The organism is Pontibacter vulgaris (assembly GCF_022758145.1).
Classification (GTDB): Bacteria; Bacteroidota; Bacteroidia; order Cytophagales; family Hymenobacteraceae; genus Pontibacter; species Pontibacter vulgaris.
Genome location: NZ_JAJVDH010000002.1, coordinates 822,447 through 841,618, shown reverse-complemented (window position 1 = coordinate 841,618; position 19,172 = coordinate 822,447). Strand labels below are relative to the sequence as shown.

General features: G+C 45.0%; 16 protein-coding genes. 9 read left to right on the top strand and 7 right to left on the bottom strand.

The window, feature by feature from the left end; all coding sequences use genetic code 11:
- Positions 1-156 precede the first annotated feature (156 nt).
- From LWP20_RS04840 to LWP20_RS04830, 3 genes are all read left to right on the top strand, one after another.
- On the top strand, positions 157-951 hold the full coding sequence (locus tag LWP20_RS04840; RefSeq protein ID WP_242926980.1) for a hypothetical protein: 795 nt from the start codon (positions 157-159) through the stop codon (positions 949-951).
- 146 nt (positions 952-1,097) lie between these two features.
- The gene (locus tag LWP20_RS04835; RefSeq protein WP_242926979.1) at positions 1,098-1,322 is read left to right on the top strand and encodes a CDGSH iron-sulfur domain-containing protein; all 225 of its coding nucleotides are present in this window, start codon (positions 1,098-1,100) and stop codon (positions 1,320-1,322) included.
- A gap of 42 nt (positions 1,323-1,364) precedes the next feature.
- The gene (locus tag LWP20_RS04830) at positions 1,365-1,808 is read left to right on the top strand and encodes a putative signal transducing protein (protein WP_242926978.1); all 444 of its coding nucleotides are present in this window, start codon (positions 1,365-1,367) and stop codon (positions 1,806-1,808) included.
- A 57-nt stretch (positions 1,809-1,865) separates the two neighbouring features.
- On the opposite strand, the gene LWP20_RS04825 is transcribed toward LWP20_RS04830, so the two are convergent.
- The 3 genes from LWP20_RS04825 to LWP20_RS04815 form a co-directional block, all read right to left on the bottom strand.
- Entirely contained in the window at positions 1,866-3,194 is a 1,329-nt protein-coding gene (locus LWP20_RS04825) for a RagB/SusD family nutrient uptake outer membrane protein (protein ID WP_242926977.1), read from the bottom strand.
- An 18-nt stretch (positions 3,195-3,212) separates the two neighbouring features.
- The gene (locus LWP20_RS04820; RefSeq protein WP_242926976.1) at positions 3,213-6,185 is read right to left on the bottom strand and encodes a SusC/RagA family TonB-linked outer membrane protein; all 2,973 of its coding nucleotides are present in this window, start codon (positions 6,183-6,185) and stop codon (positions 3,213-3,215) included.
- A 402-nt stretch (positions 6,186-6,587) separates the two neighbouring features.
- A complete protein-coding gene (locus LWP20_RS04815; protein ID WP_242926975.1) occupies positions 6,588-6,845 on the bottom strand; it encodes an acyl-CoA-binding protein in 258 nt (85 codons plus the stop codon).
- Positions 6,846-7,013: 168 nt separating this feature from the next.
- Between LWP20_RS04815 and LWP20_RS04810 the strand changes: the two genes are divergently transcribed.
- Positions 7,014-9,215 (top strand): S9 family peptidase, encoded by a 2,202-nt coding sequence (locus LWP20_RS04810; RefSeq protein WP_242926974.1) that lies wholly within the window; start codon positions 7,014-7,016, stop codon positions 9,213-9,215.
- 73 nt (positions 9,216-9,288) lie between these two features.
- On the opposite strand, the gene LWP20_RS04805 is transcribed toward LWP20_RS04810, so the two are convergent.
- Positions 9,289-10,053, bottom strand: a complete 765-nt coding sequence (locus tag LWP20_RS04805) for a hypothetical protein (RefSeq protein ID WP_242926973.1) — start codon at positions 10,051-10,053, stop codon at positions 9,289-9,291.
- A 22-nt stretch (positions 10,054-10,075) separates the two neighbouring features.
- On the bottom strand, positions 10,076-11,074 hold the full coding sequence (locus tag LWP20_RS04800) for a quinone oxidoreductase family protein (RefSeq protein WP_242926972.1): 999 nt from the start codon (positions 11,072-11,074) through the stop codon (positions 10,076-10,078).
- 131 nt (positions 11,075-11,205) lie between these two features.
- Here LWP20_RS04800 and LWP20_RS04795 point away from each other — a divergent pair, with 131 nt between their 5' ends.
- Positions 11,206-11,706 (top strand): GNAT family N-acetyltransferase, encoded by a 501-nt coding sequence (locus LWP20_RS04795; RefSeq protein WP_242926971.1) that lies wholly within the window; start codon positions 11,206-11,208, stop codon positions 11,704-11,706.
- A gap of 470 nt (positions 11,707-12,176) precedes the next feature.
- Positions 12,177-12,941: a peptidylprolyl isomerase gene (locus tag LWP20_RS04790; protein WP_242926970.1), complete on the top strand. Its 765-nt coding sequence runs from the start codon at positions 12,177-12,179 to the stop codon at positions 12,939-12,941.
- Positions 12,942-13,010: 69 nt separating this feature from the next.
- Here LWP20_RS04790 and LWP20_RS04785 read toward each other — a convergent pair whose 3' ends face one another.
- Positions 13,011-15,110 carry a M13 family metallopeptidase gene (locus LWP20_RS04785; RefSeq protein WP_242926969.1) on the bottom strand — a complete coding sequence of 700 codons (2,100 nt, stop codon included), beginning with the start codon at positions 15,108-15,110 and terminating at the stop codon, positions 13,011-13,013.
- A 430-nt stretch (positions 15,111-15,540) separates the two neighbouring features.
- On the opposite strand from LWP20_RS04785, the gene LWP20_RS04780 reads away from it, so the two are divergent.
- The 3 genes from LWP20_RS04780 to LWP20_RS04770 all read left to right on the top strand — a co-directional run bounded on the left by LWP20_RS04780 (position 15,541) and on the right by LWP20_RS04770 (position 18,518).
- Positions 15,541-16,311, top strand: coding sequence for a DoxX family protein (locus LWP20_RS04780; RefSeq protein WP_242926968.1), 771 nt, complete (start codon positions 15,541-15,543; stop codon positions 16,309-16,311).
- 174 nt (positions 16,312-16,485) lie between these two features.
- Complete coding sequence (locus LWP20_RS04775) at positions 16,486-18,042, top strand: M28 family metallopeptidase (protein ID WP_242926967.1); 1,557 nt, start codon at positions 16,486-16,488, stop codon at positions 18,040-18,042.
- A 194-nt stretch (positions 18,043-18,236) separates the two neighbouring features.
- Positions 18,237-18,518, top strand: coding sequence for a (2Fe-2S) ferredoxin domain-containing protein (locus LWP20_RS04770; RefSeq protein WP_242926966.1), 282 nt, complete (start codon positions 18,237-18,239; stop codon positions 18,516-18,518).
- An 80-nt stretch (positions 18,519-18,598) separates the two neighbouring features.
- Here the strand turns inward: LWP20_RS04770 and LWP20_RS04765 are convergent, their stop codons facing one another.
- Positions 18,599-19,135, bottom strand: a complete 537-nt coding sequence (locus tag LWP20_RS04765) for a ferritin (protein ID WP_242926965.1) — start codon at positions 19,133-19,135, stop codon at positions 18,599-18,601.
- Between the last annotated feature and the right edge of the window lie 37 nt (positions 19,136-19,172).

The following is a 19,172-nucleotide window of genomic DNA, read 5'->3' as shown; positions in this document are numbered from 1 at the left end:
ATATATCCATCACGCCAGAAAAAAAATTTATATAATTTTATCTCATCAAGTGCAATTCTTAAAAATATTTCCCTTTACTTTGTGACACTATCAGGGACAGCAGGTTCCTCATAGTTTTTCTTTTTTAAAACTTTTTCAACTTTTAGCCAAATGAAATTGAAAAACAGATTTTTGCCTGCCATGCTATTATTCGGCGTGGTAGCACTATCCTCTTGTGAAAAAACAGAGCAGGATGAAGCAACGCCCCTTTTAGAGCAGGGCATGATTTCCCATGTAATGGTAGACTCAGCAGAGGTTACATCTTACAATTTTTCAGGCAGCCAGTTAAGTCAGGTTAACCATTACAACGAAGAGAGCGGCAAGGTAGAGAGCTACGAGCAGGTTGAGCGCGACTCTAAAGGCAGGATCCAGAAAATCAGATCGCATGCCGGCAACACACACGCGTTGCTTTCAGAAGAAACGTATACTTACAACGATAAGGGCAACCTCGACAAAACTACCACTGCGTATTATACAGGCACTAAAGTAGACTATACTTCTTATGCTACTTATGAGTTTAACGCTCAGAACAAGCTGGAGAAAAAGTCTGTCTTCGAAGGTACAGATGAAAATGCACAGCTGAAGTCTTATACTACTTACGCTGTACTACCAAACGGCAACTATACCCAGGAGAAAGAATTCGTAGTTAACGCTAAAGGCGAACCAGTGCTATTCTCTACTACAACGTACTCTTACGATGCCAATACCAATCCATTCTACGGATACGCTGACCCGGCAACTACAAGCAGCCCTAACAACATTTTAAGCTCAAGAGCCGAAATGCATGGTACTGGCAAAGTTTATACTTACTCTTACTCTTATGAGTACGATGAGCGTGGTTACCCAACCAGCCAGACTGTTACTAACCCGAACGGCAAACGCGAAACTTATACTTACCTGTACAGCAACTAATTCAGCTTAACAGGAATAAAACAACAGGCGGCCCGGAAACAAGTTTTTCCGGGCCGCCTGTTGTTTTTGCAGCCATACGTTATTGCATACTTCTGCCGGCATTCAGCAAAAAACAGTATATTTGTTTAGCACGAATAATAAATAAAATGTCAAAAACTAAGATTACAGTAAACAACAATGGCTCTCTGCGCATAGAAGGCGAATTTGAGATAGTAGATAAAGATGGTAATGTATATGGCCTTGGGGGCAGAGAACTTGTTTCTATATGCCGTTGCGGGTTATCTAAAAACAAGCCTTTTTGCGATGGCTCACACAAGGGGCACTTCGAACACGATGCCATAGCTTTTGACCTGCCTCCTAAAAAGCAGTAAGTTATACCTCTAGCTTAGCGCCTATACTTTAGCACCACCCTTATGCCCGAGCGCCTGATAACAATAGCTACATTTAACGAGCCAACAGAAGCCCACATAGTAAAGGGCCGCCTGGAGGCAGAAGGCATACCATGTTTTCTGGGAGATGAGCATATTGTATCGGCTCAGCCGTTTTATTCGGTAGCAGTTGGCGGCGTTAAGTTAAGAGTTACCGAAGGAGACGCTGAAGAAGCCCGCGCACTGCTTGCCCACATCCAGGGGGGCACCGGCGAATATATCCTGGATGATAACATTGAGCTGGCACCTCCGATGCAGGAACATGTGCCGGTAAGCACTTGCCCGAACTGCGGGTCAGAGCACGTTGCAGAAGAAAAATACTCTAAAACAGTCTTTTCGCTTTCATACTTACTATTGGGGTTTCCAATACCTTTCCTAAACCGGCAGTATAAATGCTACGACTGCGGATTTGTATGGCAGCATAAATAAACCAGAAGCGGGAGCCTTGTACAAGGCTCCCGCTTCTGGTTTATTCTTCAGTTAGTATTAAACTCCCTCAGCAAACGGAATTGGAAAACTGGTCCATACATCGTCTCCGGTCCTGTCTATTGGCAATTCGGCAAGCCTGTTATAGCGGCGCATATCTACCCAGCGATGTCCCTCAAAGTATAACGAGTAGCGGCGCTGGCGCAGCATTTCATTTATAAGTGCATCTCTGGTAATCGCACCGGTATAAGGTCTTAAACCGTGTCCTGTTCTTATTCTGTTCAGTGCAATAACAGCATCCGGAAACTGGCCAGTCTGAATCTTCGACTCAGCATATATCAGAATTAGTTCTTCGTTGCGAATGATCGGCACCGGGTCGGTATTGCTTTTATAAACGGCCACATCATACTGCCCTGTTAAGTTACTTTGCGTTGCCGGCGCTTTACGCTTATAAACCTTAGCTAAACGATCATCTCCCGGTTCGGCATCTGTCACAAAACTCGGGTGCGCAATACGAACTTCGCCGGTAGCATCCGGAGCCAGAAAAAGCGGGTTAAGCTGATCGCCGGAAGCGGTACTAAAAACATAATAGGCACCTTTATTAAAATCGCCTTGTAAGTCTAAGAAAGACTCATCCAGAAATGTAAGTGCTTCACTAAACTGGTTACGGTAAATAGCTACCCTCGCGGCCAGGGCCTGGTTAAACTGCAGAAAGGTTTGTGGCGTATTAAAACCGGCAAACCCGCCGGAAAGGGTAAACGCAAAACTAGTTCCGGCACTTTTTAAATGGCCCTCTGCTTCGGCAAGTAAACCGGCAATTGCTTCCAATGCTGCTTCGCGGCCAACCACCGGCCCCAGATTTTCAAAGTCGCTTACATCTACCCGGATACCGTTGTCATTCATCATGGTCAGGTTCATGAGCAGCTGGTGCGCTTTTATAGTTTTGGCAAAGCCCAGGTACCCCTGCTTCTGTTCTTCCGACACAATTTCCGGTTTAGCATTCGTGGTAGCCTCAATCAGGATATTGGTATTTTTAACTACCCTATACCTCGCCGACCACGGGTTTGTAGTATAAAATGTGTTGTTATCCAATACGGCGCTGCCGGCTCCCAGCAAATCAGATGTAAAACGCGGGTCAGCGCCAGAGAATCGGTAATGCTCACGCCCGATCACACCAACGTTATCATAGTAAGTGCCAATTATATTGCGCATACCGGCTTCGGTACCCACAACAAGGTTATTGAGGTCTGCAATACTGGCGTCTACTGTTTTTATAGTTGGATTATTGGGGTCATCAAAATCGTTTATTTCGCAGGCTGGCACTGCAAATGCAAATGCAAGTATGGCTACCACCTTCAAACTATGTAACAGGCTGTTATCTCTTTTCATGATTTCAAATATTAAGTATTAAAAGCCAACTGCTAAATGAAAGAACATTCTTCTTGAAGCAGGAAAAGGCGTAACTTCTACACCAGTAGAAAGTCCATTACCACCAAAATTGGATACTTCCGGATCATAGCTGTCGTAGTTGGTAATGGTAAAGAGGTTATTGGCAGATACACCAACTCGTAGCTCCCGCACCACAGACCCGAATACACTTTGCAGCGCAGTTGCTGGCAGGGTATAGTATAAACCTATTTCACGCAGGCGCAGGTAAGAAGCATCCTGTACAAAAGGCTCTGCAGTTACACCAAGTGCACCTACACGCTCTTCGCTATTGGTTTCACCGTCACCATCATCGTCGTCGTCATAGTCTGGAGAGGTACCACCAAGATCAGTCAGCAGTTCAGTCAGGTTAATGTTCTGGCCTCCTTTTTTCCAGTGGAGCAGAAACGAGAAGGTCAGGTTATTTTTCACAGTGAAGAAATTATGGAAGTTCATCTGGAAATCCGGGGCTGCATCTCCTAATTTCTGAACGCCTTCATCCCCTTTTATACCCTTTATTTGTGTTACCGATGCGCCTTCTTCAATAAAGAATGTACCCAGTGTGTTACCAAAGCCCCCCAAAGCAAACGGAAGTATATTTAGCTTCGTCATTTCAGAACGGTTTAGCCAGTAACTTGTGCGTGATTCCCACTTCAGAAAAGTTGACTCGACCGGCTTTAAACTTAGCGCCAGCTCTACGCCACGGTTACGAAGCTCGCCACCGTTTACAGCCTGCGTAAGAAAACCTGAAGACTGCGGAAGATTCTGGATCAGGATAAGGTCAGATACTGTTTTCTGGTAGACAGTTGCTTCTAACAATACTTTGTTGTTTAACAAACCAATATCAATACCGCCTTCCAGTTCTTTCTGCCTTTCCTGTTTGATGTTTTCGTTGCCGCGTTGCGTAAATGGCAGCAAGCCGGCCTGCCCGCCTGTGTTAAAAGCAACCAGTGCACTATACTTGGAGCCAAAAGGCGGAAACCCTCCGGCTTCACCATAGGCAGCACGCAGCTTGAACAGATTTATATTATCCCACTGCCAGAAATCGAAGTTACCCAGGTTAAGCGCCAGCGAGAATTTAGGGAATGCCTGAAAATCATTTACATCTGCGTTATTGGAAGATTTATCAAGACGAAGGCCGGCTGTAGCTATTATTCTGTCTTTAAAGTTGATTTCTTCCTGAAAGAACAAGCCTTTATTGCGCTCTTTTACCCGATTTTGAGTTACTTCCACCGCTCCTGCCTGGTCCAGATTAGTTTGTGAGCCGATGAGTTTGGTGGCCACGTTCAGTATCTGGTCCTGGTTAAAGTTCTCTCGTGTGGCACCCAGCGTTGTTGTAAAATTCAGGTCGTTGTTGCTTAAAGTAAGGTTATTAACCAGGAAAGCAGCAAAGTTGGTATTCAGGTTATAGTTGTTACCCTGTATAGAAGCACCGCCTGTACCCCGGCCATTTGACTGGAATTGCAACACGTTCGGAAAAAACGCGCGTGTACGAAGTTCATAAAAATCCAGGCCCGAACGGAGCACCAGTTTCGTATTGCTCATGTCTGTTTCGTATAGTTTGGTGTTCAGCGTTAAGCCTCCCAGAAACCTGTCGGTAGCTTCGTTATTTGTGATCAGGTCGCGGGTCTGGATAAAGTTTGAAGCCGCGAAAGGGTTATCCGGGTAAACACCTAATTCGTTCGGAAACAGGTTTACAAAGCTTGGCGTAGATGACAGTGCTACTCCAAAAGATACCCCGGCATTGTCGTTGTTTGTTAACCCTCGATCAGCAGACGAGTTGATATAGTTGGTACTCAGGCTGAAATCAAGCCTGTCAGAGAGTGTATGGTCGAGGTTAAAACGGATGGCCTTTTTCTCGTAGCCGGTTTTCTCAATTATACCTTCTTCGTCCTGTACCAGGCCGCCCACAAAAAAGCGGGTACGGTCGTTGCCGCCGCTCACATTCAGGCGCGTGCTGTACAGCATACCTGTGTTGCCATACAGTTCTTCCTCATAATCTACAAGTCGTCCTGCATCCCGGGCTTCTATAAATAAAGGCACAGCGCTGGCTCCAAAAGTTGCCCGAACACGGTCTTCGGTATAGGTGCGCATGCCCAGTAATTTAGACACTCTTGTAATACCTATGTCCTGCGAAAAGTTTACAAGTGTCTGACCGGCAGCGCCCCGTTTTGTTGTAATTATAACTACACCTGCTGATGCCAGAGAGCCATAGATTGCAGCCGCTGAAGCACCTTTCAGAATTTCTATACTTTCAATGTCATCAGGGTTAAGATCGGCAATGCGGTTAGAGGCGTTATCCTGGTTAGAAGACGGGTTTCCACCGGCTGCTGCAGCCGTAACAGCATTTAGCCCGGCAGAAACAGAAGAGTTATCTATAATTACACCATCTACTACATACAGCGGCTGCGACTCACCAAAAACAGACGTTACCCCGCGCAACTTAATAGCAATACCGCCACCGGGTGCACCTGAGTTTGAAACAACTTCTGCCCCAACCAGTTTACCGCTTATAGCAGCATCCATAGTTTGAGGTGTGGTTATACCTGAAATTTCCCGGTTACTGATGGTTGCAACCGCATTGGCAGCATTGGCGCGTTTAACCGTTGTGGCCAAACCTGTTACAACAACTTCGCTAAGCCTGGTGGTTGTTTGTTGTAACTGTACATTCAGCGTTCCGGTACTGGCATTAACATCTATACTACGCGATACATACCCTAGAAACGAAAACTGAAGTCTTCCGCTATTAGTGGGCAACTGGAGCGAGTATTTGCCGGTAGCATCGGTGTTTGTACCTACTGTAGACCCAATTAACACCACACTTACACCAGGCAAAGCATTTCCCGAACCCGCATCGGTCACGTTTCCGCTTACAGTAGTCTGCCCAAACAGGGCAAGTGGCAATATCATCCCAAACAGAAAGACGAATGCCTTAAAAAGGTAGAGTTTTTTCATAGAAATCAGGTTAAAAAAACAGGAATGAGGATTTTACACATGCAGCGTGATCTGCATGAGACTTATACGGCCAATTATACTATTTAGTATAATTCTAATTTATTTTTGAACTATAATGAAACACAGCTTACATTACCAGAAAAGGTAGTTGCATTTAGCTGCAGCTGTTCAAAAAGGATTGAAGCGGTAACTAAGTATAGAAGGGATGGAAAGCCTGTAATTTAACCGGCTAAAGTATAGCGCCTTATACTTGCCATTAACCTCCAACTTTAAAATGCGTAGGCACTGAAATGGTTATTTATACTTATATAAGTAATCTGAATAAAGGCATAAAGTATAAAGCCACGAGCCAAGGATTTACACCTTAACACGTGGCTTTATAAAGGTCAGGACTAGAAGTATTCACGCAGCTAGAAGGTGATTTACAAATTGCACGTATTCTTCGCGGGCTTCGTCCTGAGTTTTGCCTTTAAGTTTAGCCCATGCATCCCATTTGGCTATATTCTTAAAATCGAAACCTCCCGGGCGATCCGTATTTACATCGCCTTCAGAGGCTTGCTTATACAGTGCATACAATTGCAGCAGTACATCGTTTGATGGGCGTTCGGTCAGTGTTTTAGATCGTTCTACTGCACTTTCAAATTCAGCTTGTGTTGCCATATAGTTGTTTAGTTAGTATAGTGATACCCTAAACTACTAAAAAACACGCTGCATGCATAACTTATTTAATATTTAGTATTCAAAGTTATTTTATTAAATTTCATATACTTATAAGCTTATACTTGAAAGTATGAGCACCAGTGAAGTATAAAACTTAACAACTATACTATGAAAAAACTAAACTCCAGCGTTACCGGTTCGGCCTTGTTGCTGTCGGCTTATCTGGTGCTGGGTGGTGGCTGCACCTCCAGCAAAACTACAGACACTGCAACAACAACAGCAGAGCAAACCACTGTTGCTACCCAACCCGTAGTAGCCGAAGCTCCTAAGCCGCCTGTTGCAAAGAAAGTAGCCAAAGAGCTAAGCATGCACGGCGACACCCGCATTGACAATTACTATTGGCTGAACCAGCGCGAAGACCCGGAAGTAATTGCGTACCTCAACGCTGAAAATGCTTATACCAAGCAGATGCTGGCAAACACCGAGGACCTGCAGAAAAAGCTTTTTGACGAGATAGTAGGCCGCATCAAGCAAACAGACGAATCGGTGCCTTACAAAAAAGACGGCTACTATTACTATACCCGTTTTGAAACAGGCAAAGAATACCCGATTTATGCCCGCAAAAAAGGTAGCCTTGATGCCAAAGAAGAAATCATGGTAAATGCCAATGAGCGCGCCGAAGGCCTGAGTTACTACGCTGCAGCCGGCATGAATGTGAGCAAGAACAACCGCCTGCTGGCTTTTGGCGAAGACACCGTAAGCCGCCGCAAGTATACGATCAGGTTTAAAGACCTGAGCACCGGCCAGCTGCTGAAAGACGAAATACCTAACACAACAGGAAGTGCCGTATGGGCCAACGATAACAAAACAGTATTTTATACGATGAAGGACCCGGCGCTTCGCTCCTTCAAAATCTTCCGCCACACGCTGGGCACACCAACTGCGCAGGACAAAGAGATTTTCCATGAGGCGGACGAAACCTTCAGCACCTTCGTTTATAAAACCAAATCCGACAAGTACATTATCATCGGCTCAGGCAGCACTTTATCTAACGAGTATCGCTACCTCGATGCCAGCAACCCGAACGGCACGTTCAAGGTAATTCAGCCACGGGAGCGCGGCCTGGAATATAGCGTAGACCATTTTGGCAACAACTTTTACATTGTTACCAACAAAGACAAAGCCACCAACTTTAAACTGATGCAGACCCCGGTAACTAAAACCGGTAAAGCCAACTGGAAAGAAGTTATACCGCATCGCCCTGATGTGCTATTGGAAGGCATCGAGATATTTAAAGATTATCTTGTATTGCAGGAGCGCAAAAATGGCCTTACCCAGATTCGGGTAACTAAATGGAACGACCCTAAAGCTGACCATTACATAAATTTTGGCGAAGAGGCCTATACTGCTTTTGTGGGCATGAACCCTGACTTCGACAGCCACACACTGCGCTACGAGTACAGCTCCCTTACCACACCAAGCACCACCTATGACTATAACATGCAAACAAAGCAGCAGAAGCTGATGAAGCGCCAGGAAGTTGTGGGTGATTTTAACCCGGAGAACTACGAGGCAAAGCGCATTTACGCAACTGCCAAGGATGGCACAAAAATTCCGGTTTCGCTGGTTTACCGTAAAGGACTGCAGTTAAATGGCAACAACCCTACCCTGCTGTATGCTTATGGCTCTTATGGTATCAGCACCAACCCTGGTTTCAGCTCGGTGCGCCTGAGCCTGCTCGACAGAGGTTTTGTGTATGCTATAGCCCACATTCGGGGTGGCCAGGATCTGGGGCGCCAGTGGTACGAAGATGGCAAGCTGCTGAAAAAGAAGAACACGTTTACCGACTTTATTGATGCAGGCGAGTACCTGGTACAGCAGAAGTATACCAACCCTGATAAACTTTTTGCACAAGGCGGCAGCGCAGGCGGCTTGCTGATGGGTGCCGTAGTAAACATGCGCCCTGATTTATTTAAAGGCGTGCTTGCTGCCGTGCCGTTTGTAGATGTGGTTACAACCATGCTCGATACCAGCATTCCGTTAACAACTGGTGAGTTTGATGAGTGGGGAAACCCAGCTAACAAGGAATATTACGATTACATGAAGTCCTACTCGCCATATGATAACGTGGAGAAGAAGGATTACCCGAACATGCTTGTAACCACCGGCCTCCACGACTCTCAGGTACAGTACTGGGAACCGGCCAAGTGGGTAGCCAAGCTCCGCGAAATGAAAACGGATAACAACATGCTGCTGCTGCATACCAACATGGAAGCAGGGCACGGCGGCGCATCCGGTCGTTTCGAGCGTTACAAAGAAACAGCCCTGCAGTATGCCTTCATGCTGAACCTGCTCGGTCAGAACCAGTAATTTATACTTGCTGAAGTATAAAAAAAGCCGCTGCTATACTTTAGCAGCGGCTTTTTTTATTTAAGTCCATATTTTATAATCGCTGGTACTTCTTTCTATTTTCTTCATTAAAAATTAAATCGATATCTCGCCAACCAAAAACTTCCCCTCTAACAGTATAAACTTTCCAGCAGGGTACCATTTTTAGCACACGCAAAGCTTCCTTCCCGAATTCTGTGCCATTACTAAGTCTAACTTCTGCCTGTATTATCTTACCCTCTTTATTCGTCTCAAAATCTATTGATACTTCTTCCCTTGTACTTGGCATTTTTTCCCAATCAATGTTAGAGTATATGAAATGGTAGAGTGTATCTTTATTCTGAAATGAGCAATTAGGAGAAGTATGTTTTATGGTGCTTTCTAAAAATCCACCTTGGAAAGAGAACATTACCTCCTTATCAAAAGCATTCCAAAATCTTTCACCTCTTCCTCCCCAATATACTCCACTTACCCAATCAGCTTTCATCTTACCACCTACAAACTTTCGCTTGATTGCTTTTTCTATTAAGGCATTAACTATTTTTCCATCTTCACAGCTTTTTACTTTTGTCAAGTATAACTGACCATTCTCAATCACCCATTCTGCAATATAACCCCTCCAACACCCGCTAGACCACCATTTTGACTGCTTTGATAACTCCTCTCTAATTTGATCAAAGGACTCTAAGGGAGACATATCAGCATGGTTTGTATATAATTCATACTTATCTCCTTCATAAAACAAAATATCAGGAGCTTGATCAGTTGACTTAGCTTCTAAACAGAAGAAGAATAGTAAAACACTTAATAGTATTTTCATGGCTAATTCTCAAGTCTCAAACTTACCCCACCTTCACCACGATCTTACCGAACTGCTTACCGGCTTCCATATACCGCATGGCCTGCTCCGTTTCTTCCAGCGGGAATACTTTATCTACTATTGGCCTTATTTTCTTCTCTTCTACCAACTTCATCATAGCTGCGAAATCGTCGTTTGTGCCCATAGTGCTGCCGAAAATGGATAACTGTTTCCAGAAGATCTCTGCCGGGTTCACGTTCTGGATCATACCGGTGCCGCCACCATACATGCCAATGCGCGCGCCTGGCTTTGCCAGCTTTACCAGTTGCGCAAAGCCTTCGCCGGCAGCGCTGTCTATAATCACATCAAAACCTCCGGCTAATGCTTTTAACTCTTTACCCCAGCCTTCTGTTTTATAGTTTACACCACCTTTAGCGCCCAGGCCAACTGCTGCAGTTATCTTTTGTTCAGACCCTGAAGTTACGTATACTTCGGCGCCAGCCGCAACGGCAAACTGCACCGCAAATAAAGCCACGCCGCCACCCGCACCAGTTACCAGCACGCGCTCGCCAGGCTGCAGTCCACACTTTGTAAACAAAGCCCGGTAAGCCGTTACACCAGCAAGTGGTAAAGCGGCAGCTTCTTCAAAGCTCAGGTGGGCTGGTTTCTTGTGCAAGTTTGCAGCACGTACTTTCACATATTCGGCAAAAGCACCGTCTTCTGGCATACCAAGCACTTTAAAGTTACCACCCTGCGCACGCGGGTTATCACCCCAATCCGACGACGGATCCACCACTACTTCCTGCCCCAACCAGCTTTTATCAACACCCTCGCCCACTTCGGTTACAATGCCAGCACAGTCAGAGCCAAGTATAGCCGGATACTCTTTTGTAAAGTAGCGGCCATACTGAATCCAGACGTCGCGGTGGTTGAGTGCGGCAGCTTTTACCTGAACGATGGCTTCATTCGGCCCGGCAGTTGGCTTCTCTTTTTCTATGAGTTCGAAGGGTTTGTTTATCGCTTCTAAGTATATTGCTTTCATAGTGTATTTTTAAAGTTCAAATCCTATACTTACAAAGGTATAACTTATGCCGAAAGTGTAAAGGCAGTATAGCAACGCTTGCATTTTACAGCTCAGCCTATAACTTGCAACCTTCTGTTACCCGGATTTATATGAACACAAACTATAGCATACGCGAAGCCGGTCTTGCTGATATACCAACTATAAAAGCACTGGCCGAAGCTACCTGGGCGCCTACTTACCTGCCTATCCTTAGCGAAGAGCAGGTAAACTATATGTTCGACGTTATTTATACAGAAGAAGCACTTACACAGCAAATGCAGGAAGGCCAGACATTTATGCTTTTGTATGATGATAACCAACCGTTGGCATTTGCGGCTTATTCGGTAAAAGATACAGCAGAGAAAGTATACAAGCTTAACAAGATTTACCTGTTACCATTGTGCCAGGGCAAAGGCTTAGGGAAACTGCTGTTAACTGCCGTTGAAAATGAAGTTAAGAAAAAAGGAGCTGCTATACTTGACCTGAACGTGAACCGCTATAACAAAGCGAAATTGTTTTACGAGCGTTGCGGCTACCATGTACACCAGCAGGAAGACATTGCCATTGGCCCTTATTGGATGAATGATTACATCATGCGAAAGCAACTCTAAAACAAAACAAAAGGGGCAGCCTACTGGTCGCCCCTTTCATTTTCACCTCAATAAACAATAGCTAAACTTAGTAATACTTTTTCGGGAAAGGCGCTTTTTACAATCCTCCTTATTGATTACACAAAGCAAACCCTGTTTATACTTTGACAATGATTTGCCCTGCCTGATTATTTTCTAATATACTGAATTAAAGATATATATCCAAACAAGAGCACTGCAAAATTTGCACTAAATCTACCTAACCCGCATTACAAGCCAGAAACGCACCCTGTGTTATAACAACTAAATTCAATAACACGATACTCCCGTTGAATAGTAAGAAGTTTTGAAAATTGTTATGCTTTTCAGGAAGTCCGTTACTGTACTAAATTTAAATTGCCAACTCAAATCATCACTCACAAGTAAAGAAAGTATGATTGGCATTTTATAACGCTAACTCGTAGATTAGGAATCAGGAAAAACACAGCACTATGAAAAACTTTAACCCAATATTTTCTTTAAAACAAATCTTATGGATGGTGGCCTGCCTGCTACCCTTAATAAGTTGTAACCCCAATAAAGACAAAGCCACTGATGAAGGCGAGCCTCAGGCAAAAACACCAACCCTGCAACCGCTAACTACCGAAACAGCCGTAGACACTCTTACAGCATTTGGCCAGGAAAACCCGGATAGCATTGCCGTTATAAGCACGCGCCTGGGAGATATTAAAGTGCGTTTGTATAAAGATACGCCCCTGCATAGAGCCAATTTTGTGCGTTTGGCCAAAGCCGGTTTCTACGACCAGGGCGAGTTTTACCGCGTAGTAAAGGATTTTGCCATACAAGGCGGCGACTCTGATAACCGGAAACTGAAACAGGGTGCTTATAAAATTCCGCAGGAGTTTAATCCAAAGTATTACCACAAGAAAGGTGCGTTGGCCATGGCCCGCTACGGCGATGAGCGCAACCCGGAAAAAGAATCATCTTCGCATAATTTTTACATTGTGCAGGGCACCAAGGTACCGCTCGAGCAACTGCGCGCCATCGAAGCCCAGAAAGGCTTTAAGTATACTCCGGAGCAGATTAAAGTATACACCACCATCGGAGGCGAGCCCAGCTTAGACCAGGAATATACAGTTTTCGGAGAAGTGATAGAAGGTTTGGAGGTAGTAGATAAAATTGCTGAAGTACCAGTAGATGGCAGTAAATGGCCTACCGAGTTGGTGCCGCATAAAATTAAGATGGTAAACCAATAATAGGCATAAGTATAAAAAGAGAAGGCGCTACATTTCTGTAGCGCCTTCTCTTTTTATACCTGGTTAAACTTACCAGATTCTGGCTCTTTCGGTTTCGGCACGGAACATTTTGTCGCCGTTGTTGCAACCAAAGGCTTCGTAAAATTGTGGCATGTTAGAAACCGGACCATTGGTACGGAAGCGACCCGGCGAGTGCGGATCCGTTAGAATCTGCTGGTTCTGGGCTTCGTCGCGCATGTTAACGCGCCATATTTGTGCCCAGGCCAGGAAGAAACGCTGCTCCGGTGTAAAACCTGCTATTTTACCCGGGTTGTTCTTCTTCAGTGCTTTCTGCAGCGCAGTGTAGGCAATGTTCAGGCCGCCAATATCGGCAATGTTCTCACCCATAGTTAGTTTACCGTTTACGTGCAGGTTATCCAGAACTGAATAAGAACTGTACTGTTGGTCAACCATACTGGCGCGGGTGTTAAACTTTTCAAGGTCTTCTTTTGTCCACCAGTCTTTCAGGTTACCTGCAAAATCATACTTGGCTCCCTGGTCGTCGAAACCGTGGGTAAGTTCGTGGCCGATTACAGCTCCCATACCTCCATAGTTTACAGCATCGTCCGCGTTCGGATCAAAGAAAGGTGGCTGCAGGATACCTGCCGGAAACACGATCTCATTCATACTTGGGTTGTAGTAGGCATTTACCGTAGGCGGCGACATGAACCACTCGGTGCGGTCTACTTCTTTCCCTATTTTACCAATGTTCTCTTTAAACTCGTGCTGGTTTGCCTTCATTACGTTAGCAGCATACGAATCACGTGTGATCTCCAGATCTTTATACTCTTTCCATTTATCAGGGTATCCGATCTTTACAGCAAAGGCATCCAGCTTTTGCAGTGCCTGCTTTTTAGTATCGTCGCTCATCCAGTCCAGGTCCTTTACGTGCTCTTTAAAAGACTCCTGCAGGTTATCTACCATTTCCTTGGCTTTCTGCTTTGCTTCCGGCGAGAACGTTTTCTGTACATACAACTGACCTAAAGCTTCGCCAATAGCGCCATCGGTAGTACGAAGCACGCGTTTCCAGCGTGGTTGCATTTCTTTAGCGCCGCTCAGGGCTTTACCATAAAAGTTGAAGTTTTCCTGCACAAAAGCATCGCTCAGGTATGGCGACATAGAACGCACCAGGTGCCACTGTGTATAGGTTTTCCAGTCGGTTAATGGAATTTTACTGAGCATACTGTTAAGCGCAGTAAAGAACTTAGGCTGGCCTACAATAATTTCTTTGGCAGTTTTGCTTCCCATCCCTTCCAGCATTTGTGTTACTGTCAGCTTTGGGTTCTGTTTCGCAAAATCCTGAACCGTCATTTTGTTGTAGTTGGCATAAGGGTCGCGCAGTTCTACGCGGGTTTTAGAGGCCTTGGCAAGTTGGGTTTCGATGTTAATAACCGCCTGCGCTTTTTTCTGTGATGTAGCAGCATCGTTGCCAAGCAGCCCGAACATATTTTTTAGGTGCGTCAGGTAATCTGCACGTACTTTTTTAGAGCGCTCATCGTCTTTCAGATAGTAATCGCGGTCAGGCAAACCAAGCCCGCCCTGTGCTGCCTGCAAGGCATATTGCGTACTTATTTTATCATCCTGTGCTACATACAAGCCAAAGTATCCGCCCATACCTTTTGTTTTCAGGTCGGCTACGGTCTTCATCAGGTCGTTTGTAGTTTTAGCAGCAGCTATCTTATCCAGCTCCGGTTTTATAGGCGTTATACCTGCTTTGTTAACAGCCACCGAGTCCATACCCGATGCATAAAAATCGCCTACCAGTTGTGCCGGTGTACCTTTTTCAGAAGCTGTGTTAGCAGCAGCATCTGTCAGCAAAGATCGGAGCACGGCATTGTTTCGTTCAGCCAACTCGTTAAAAGAACCCCAACGGCTTTCGGATGCCGGAATCGGGTTGTTTTTTACCCATCCGCCATTGGCAAACTGGTAAAAATCTTCGCAGGGGTTAACGGTGGTATCGAGGTTCACTAGTTCCAAACCGCGGCCCATGTTCATGGGCTCAGCTGCCTTTGTTGTTTCGGCAGTTTGGGAAGTGGTGTCTTGCGGGGTTGTTGTAGTAGAAGAACTACAACCATAAAGCAACAGCCCTGCCAGAACAGCTGAGCAGGTTAATAGATTTGTTCTGTTCATATTGCGATAGTTGATTTACAATGCAAATGCCCGCATCGCTGCTGAAGCACAACCTATACATACTATACTTGCAGTATAGGGTTACCCAGGCAGTCAGAAAAGTATATGTATACACGCACGTCTTTATCATTCTTTTAAACACCTGAATCTAAACAAACTATAAAACAGGAAGTCCGGCCACAAAAGCTGCAACCGGACTTCTGAAGTATAAACTATAGCTTACCTGTTACTGAACCGGACGATTCTTCATATAAGTATCCAGCCAAGTATTCATTTCCCATAGCTGAAGTACATATCCAAAAACAAAGTATATAAATAGTGGCTGTTTAACATGGAAATCAGAGGGTTAGTATAATTTATTTTAAAATCCGGCCCGCAATTTTTTAATTAAAGGCATAGATCGTTCCTGCCACCTTTTCCGCTTAAAACTATGCTCAAAAATAAAGACCTGCTCACTATTCTTATCCGCCTGTTTTTAGGATATATTTTCTTCTCGGCGGGCATCTGTAAACTCACACACGGGCAGTTCGGGCAAATTATAGGGCCACCGGGGCTGGAGGAACAACTGGCAAAGTATGGGTTAGGGCTTTTTGCCCAGATAGTAGCTATAAGCCAGGTTATTTGCGGCACCCTGCTCCTGTCGCAACGATTCAGTTTATTGGGCGCCGTTATGCTGGTCCCTATGAATGTGGCTATACTTGCTGTAACCGTATCTATGCAATGGGTAGGTACTCCTTTTGTAAACGCGTTCTTTCTGGGTCTTAACTTTGTATTGCTTGGCATGGAGCATCGCAAATTCCATTTCCTGTTTCAGCCTAATCGGCAATATGAAGTCATTCCGGTAACTACTGATTCTATAGGTCAGGACAAGTATAGCTGGCTGGGAATCGGGTTTGGTTTGCTTACTATACTGATGACCTTTGTAAGTATAATGCTCACAAACCTATTGGCGCTGCTCTTATTTGCGAGTTTTGCTACCACTATTATCCGTTCAGGGTTATTAACCAAGCTGGATACCGTACTTATATTGCTGCCTTTTATAGGTATGGTTATCATTACCTACGGAGATCTGCACACACTACTAACTAAGTTTATAGTTGTATTAGCAATTGCAGAAGCCTTACTTTTAGTTTACCGTTTATACCTGGGTGCACATAAAAACACAGATCCGGAACTTGCTGCTACCGTCGCCAATAATTAACAAATCAATCAAACCTATACTTGATGTATTCCCGATTACTTTTAACAGTTGCAAGATTATAATAAGCATAACTTAAACAATTAATGCCAACTATAATATTTTGTCTATAATAATTGCTCAACCAAATTTCATATTTAAATTATAGATTATAATCTCTTATTGAACAACCATACTATGACAAGAAAACCTCTACTCTTACTAGCCTTTGCGCTACAACTGGGCTTTACCGCGCAGGCCCAGCAGGAGCCTGTAAACCAGCAAATGATCGGGCGCATACGCGAAGAAGGCCTGAAAAATTCCAAAGTAATGGAAACCGCTTTTTACCTGACCGATGTATCAGGGCCGCGCCTTTCCGGCTCGCCGGGTCTGAAGCGCGCCAACGACTGGGCAGTAAAAAGGCTGACCGACTGGGGGCTTAAAAACGCCAAGCTGGAAGCATGGGGAGATTTTGGTAAAGGTTGGGAGTTCGAGAAATCATACATTGCCATGACAGCTCCTTATTACCAGCACCTGATTGCCACGCCAAAAGCCTGGACACCGGGCACAAATGGCCCTGTAAAAGGCAAAGCTGTGTATGTAAAAATTGATAAAGAAGAAGACCTGCAAAAGTATAAAGGCCAGCTGCAAGGCAAAATCATACTTACCCAGATAGCGCAGGAAGCCAAAACAACTTTTGAGGCAGATGCGAAGCGTTACACCGATGAGGACCTGAAGAAAATGGCTGCCGGCCCGGAAGAACGCAACAACTCTGCCTGGACACCGGAGCGCATTGCCGAATACAGAGCCCGCATGGCGTTGCGTACCAAAGCAAACGAATTCTTTAAGCAGGAAGGCGCTGCTGTAGTATTAAGCTCCAGAGGCGGTATGCACGGCACACACTTCACCAGCAATGGTGCTTCTTACGCTGCCGATGCACAGCCCGTGTTACCAGAACTGGAACTTGGCCTGGAAGATTATGGCCGTATGGTTCGTTTATTAGAAGCTGGCCAGCCACTTGAGTTGGAGGTAGAAACAAAAACTAAATTCTTTACCGATGACCTGAAAGGTTATAACGTGATTGCCGAGATACCTGGCACAGACCGTAAACTGAAAGACGAAGTAGTGATGCTGGGCGGCCACATCGATTCATGGCATGCCGCTACCGGCGCCACCGACAATGCTGCCGGTGTAGCCGTAATGATGGAGGCCGTACGTATACTTCAGACGCTGGGCGTGAAACCAAAACGTACTATCCGCATTGCCTTATGGGGTGGAGAAGAACAGGGTTTGCATGGTTCCAGAGGGTATGTAAAGCAACATTTCGGCGACCCTGCTACTATGCAGCTTAAAAAGGAGCACGAGAAATTCTCGGCATACTATAACCTGGATAACGGTACAGGCAAAATACGTGGCATTTACCTACAGGGCAACGAAGCCGTAAGGCCTGTATTTGAAGCCTGGCTGGCACCGTTTGCTGACCTGAACGCCAATACTATCACTATCAGAAACACAGGCGGCACCGACCACCTTGCTTTTGATGCGCTTGGACTGCCTGGTTTCCAGTTTATTCAGGATGAAATTGACTACGACACCCGTACGCACCATACTAACCAGGATACTTATGACCGCCTGCAGGCTGATGATCTGAAACAGGCTGCAACTATTGTGGCCTCGCTGGTATACCACACTGCCATGCGCGATAAAAAATTACCGCGCAAGGAGCTGCCAAAAGCTAAACCGGCTGCGCTATAGATAGCTACAACTAAACAGAAATTTCAGGGAACCCGCACAACTTAACTGTGCGGGTTCTTTGTTTTATAAAGCACTTATTATCGCAGCAAGTATAGTTTAGCACCAACTTTATACTTTAACAGAATTGCCACACTTACCGGAAACAATGCAACTAAAGCACAACTTTAATGCGGGCCAAAGCAGTATAGTGATACATGAGCAAAGGATTTAACATACCCGAAAAAGTAATTTATGTATGCACCGGCAGCAAGTGCAAAAAGAAAGGTGGTAAAGATCTGGCCAAGCTATTCCGGGAAATGATCAAGGAAATGGGCCTGAAAGGAAAAGTGGAAGTAGTTAAAACCGATTGTACCGACCGTTGTGATTATGCCCCTGTTATGAGCATGCAACCCGACAACGCCTGGCTGAATTACATGAACGAAGCAAAAGCAAAACAGGCTTTCAACGATCATATACTGCATTCATCCAAAGATTAACCTATACAGCAGGTATAAAACAAAACGAGCCCCGGAAGTATAACCCGGGGCTCGTTTTGTTTTTATACTTTATACTTGTGTTAAGCTTCGTAAGTATTTTCGTACGTAATCTTTGGCACACGCTTATCAATTTCATAAAGGCCTGTACCTTCTTCGCCGATAACCTCAAACAGCTCAAGGGCGCGGCGGGCAATGTACTCTTCTTCAATCTGCTCTTTCAAAAACCACTGCAAAAACGAGAAAGTCACATAGTCTTTTGCTTTCTGGCAGCGATCGGCAATACGGTTAAAAGATTGTGTTACGGCAATTTCCTGCTGAAGCGCCTGCTCAAATACACCTCTGAAGGTATCGAACTCTACCGGCACATTCATAATATCCGGCGAAATGGCTCTGCCCCCCATATCAGAAACATACTTGAATAAACGCAGCATGTGCTCGCGCTCCTCATCCGACTGCTTTTTAAAGTATCCTGCGCTAAAGTCGAAACCGTTGCGGTCGCACCACGCTGACATAGCCAGGTACATAGCAGAGGCTTCCGCTTCCATTTTAATCTGGTCGTTCAGAACTTTCTCTATTTCTTCTGTAAGGGATGTTCTTAATCTAAGTAAATCCTTCATAAAGTATAGGGTGTTTGGTTTGGTCTTAAATTAGTAG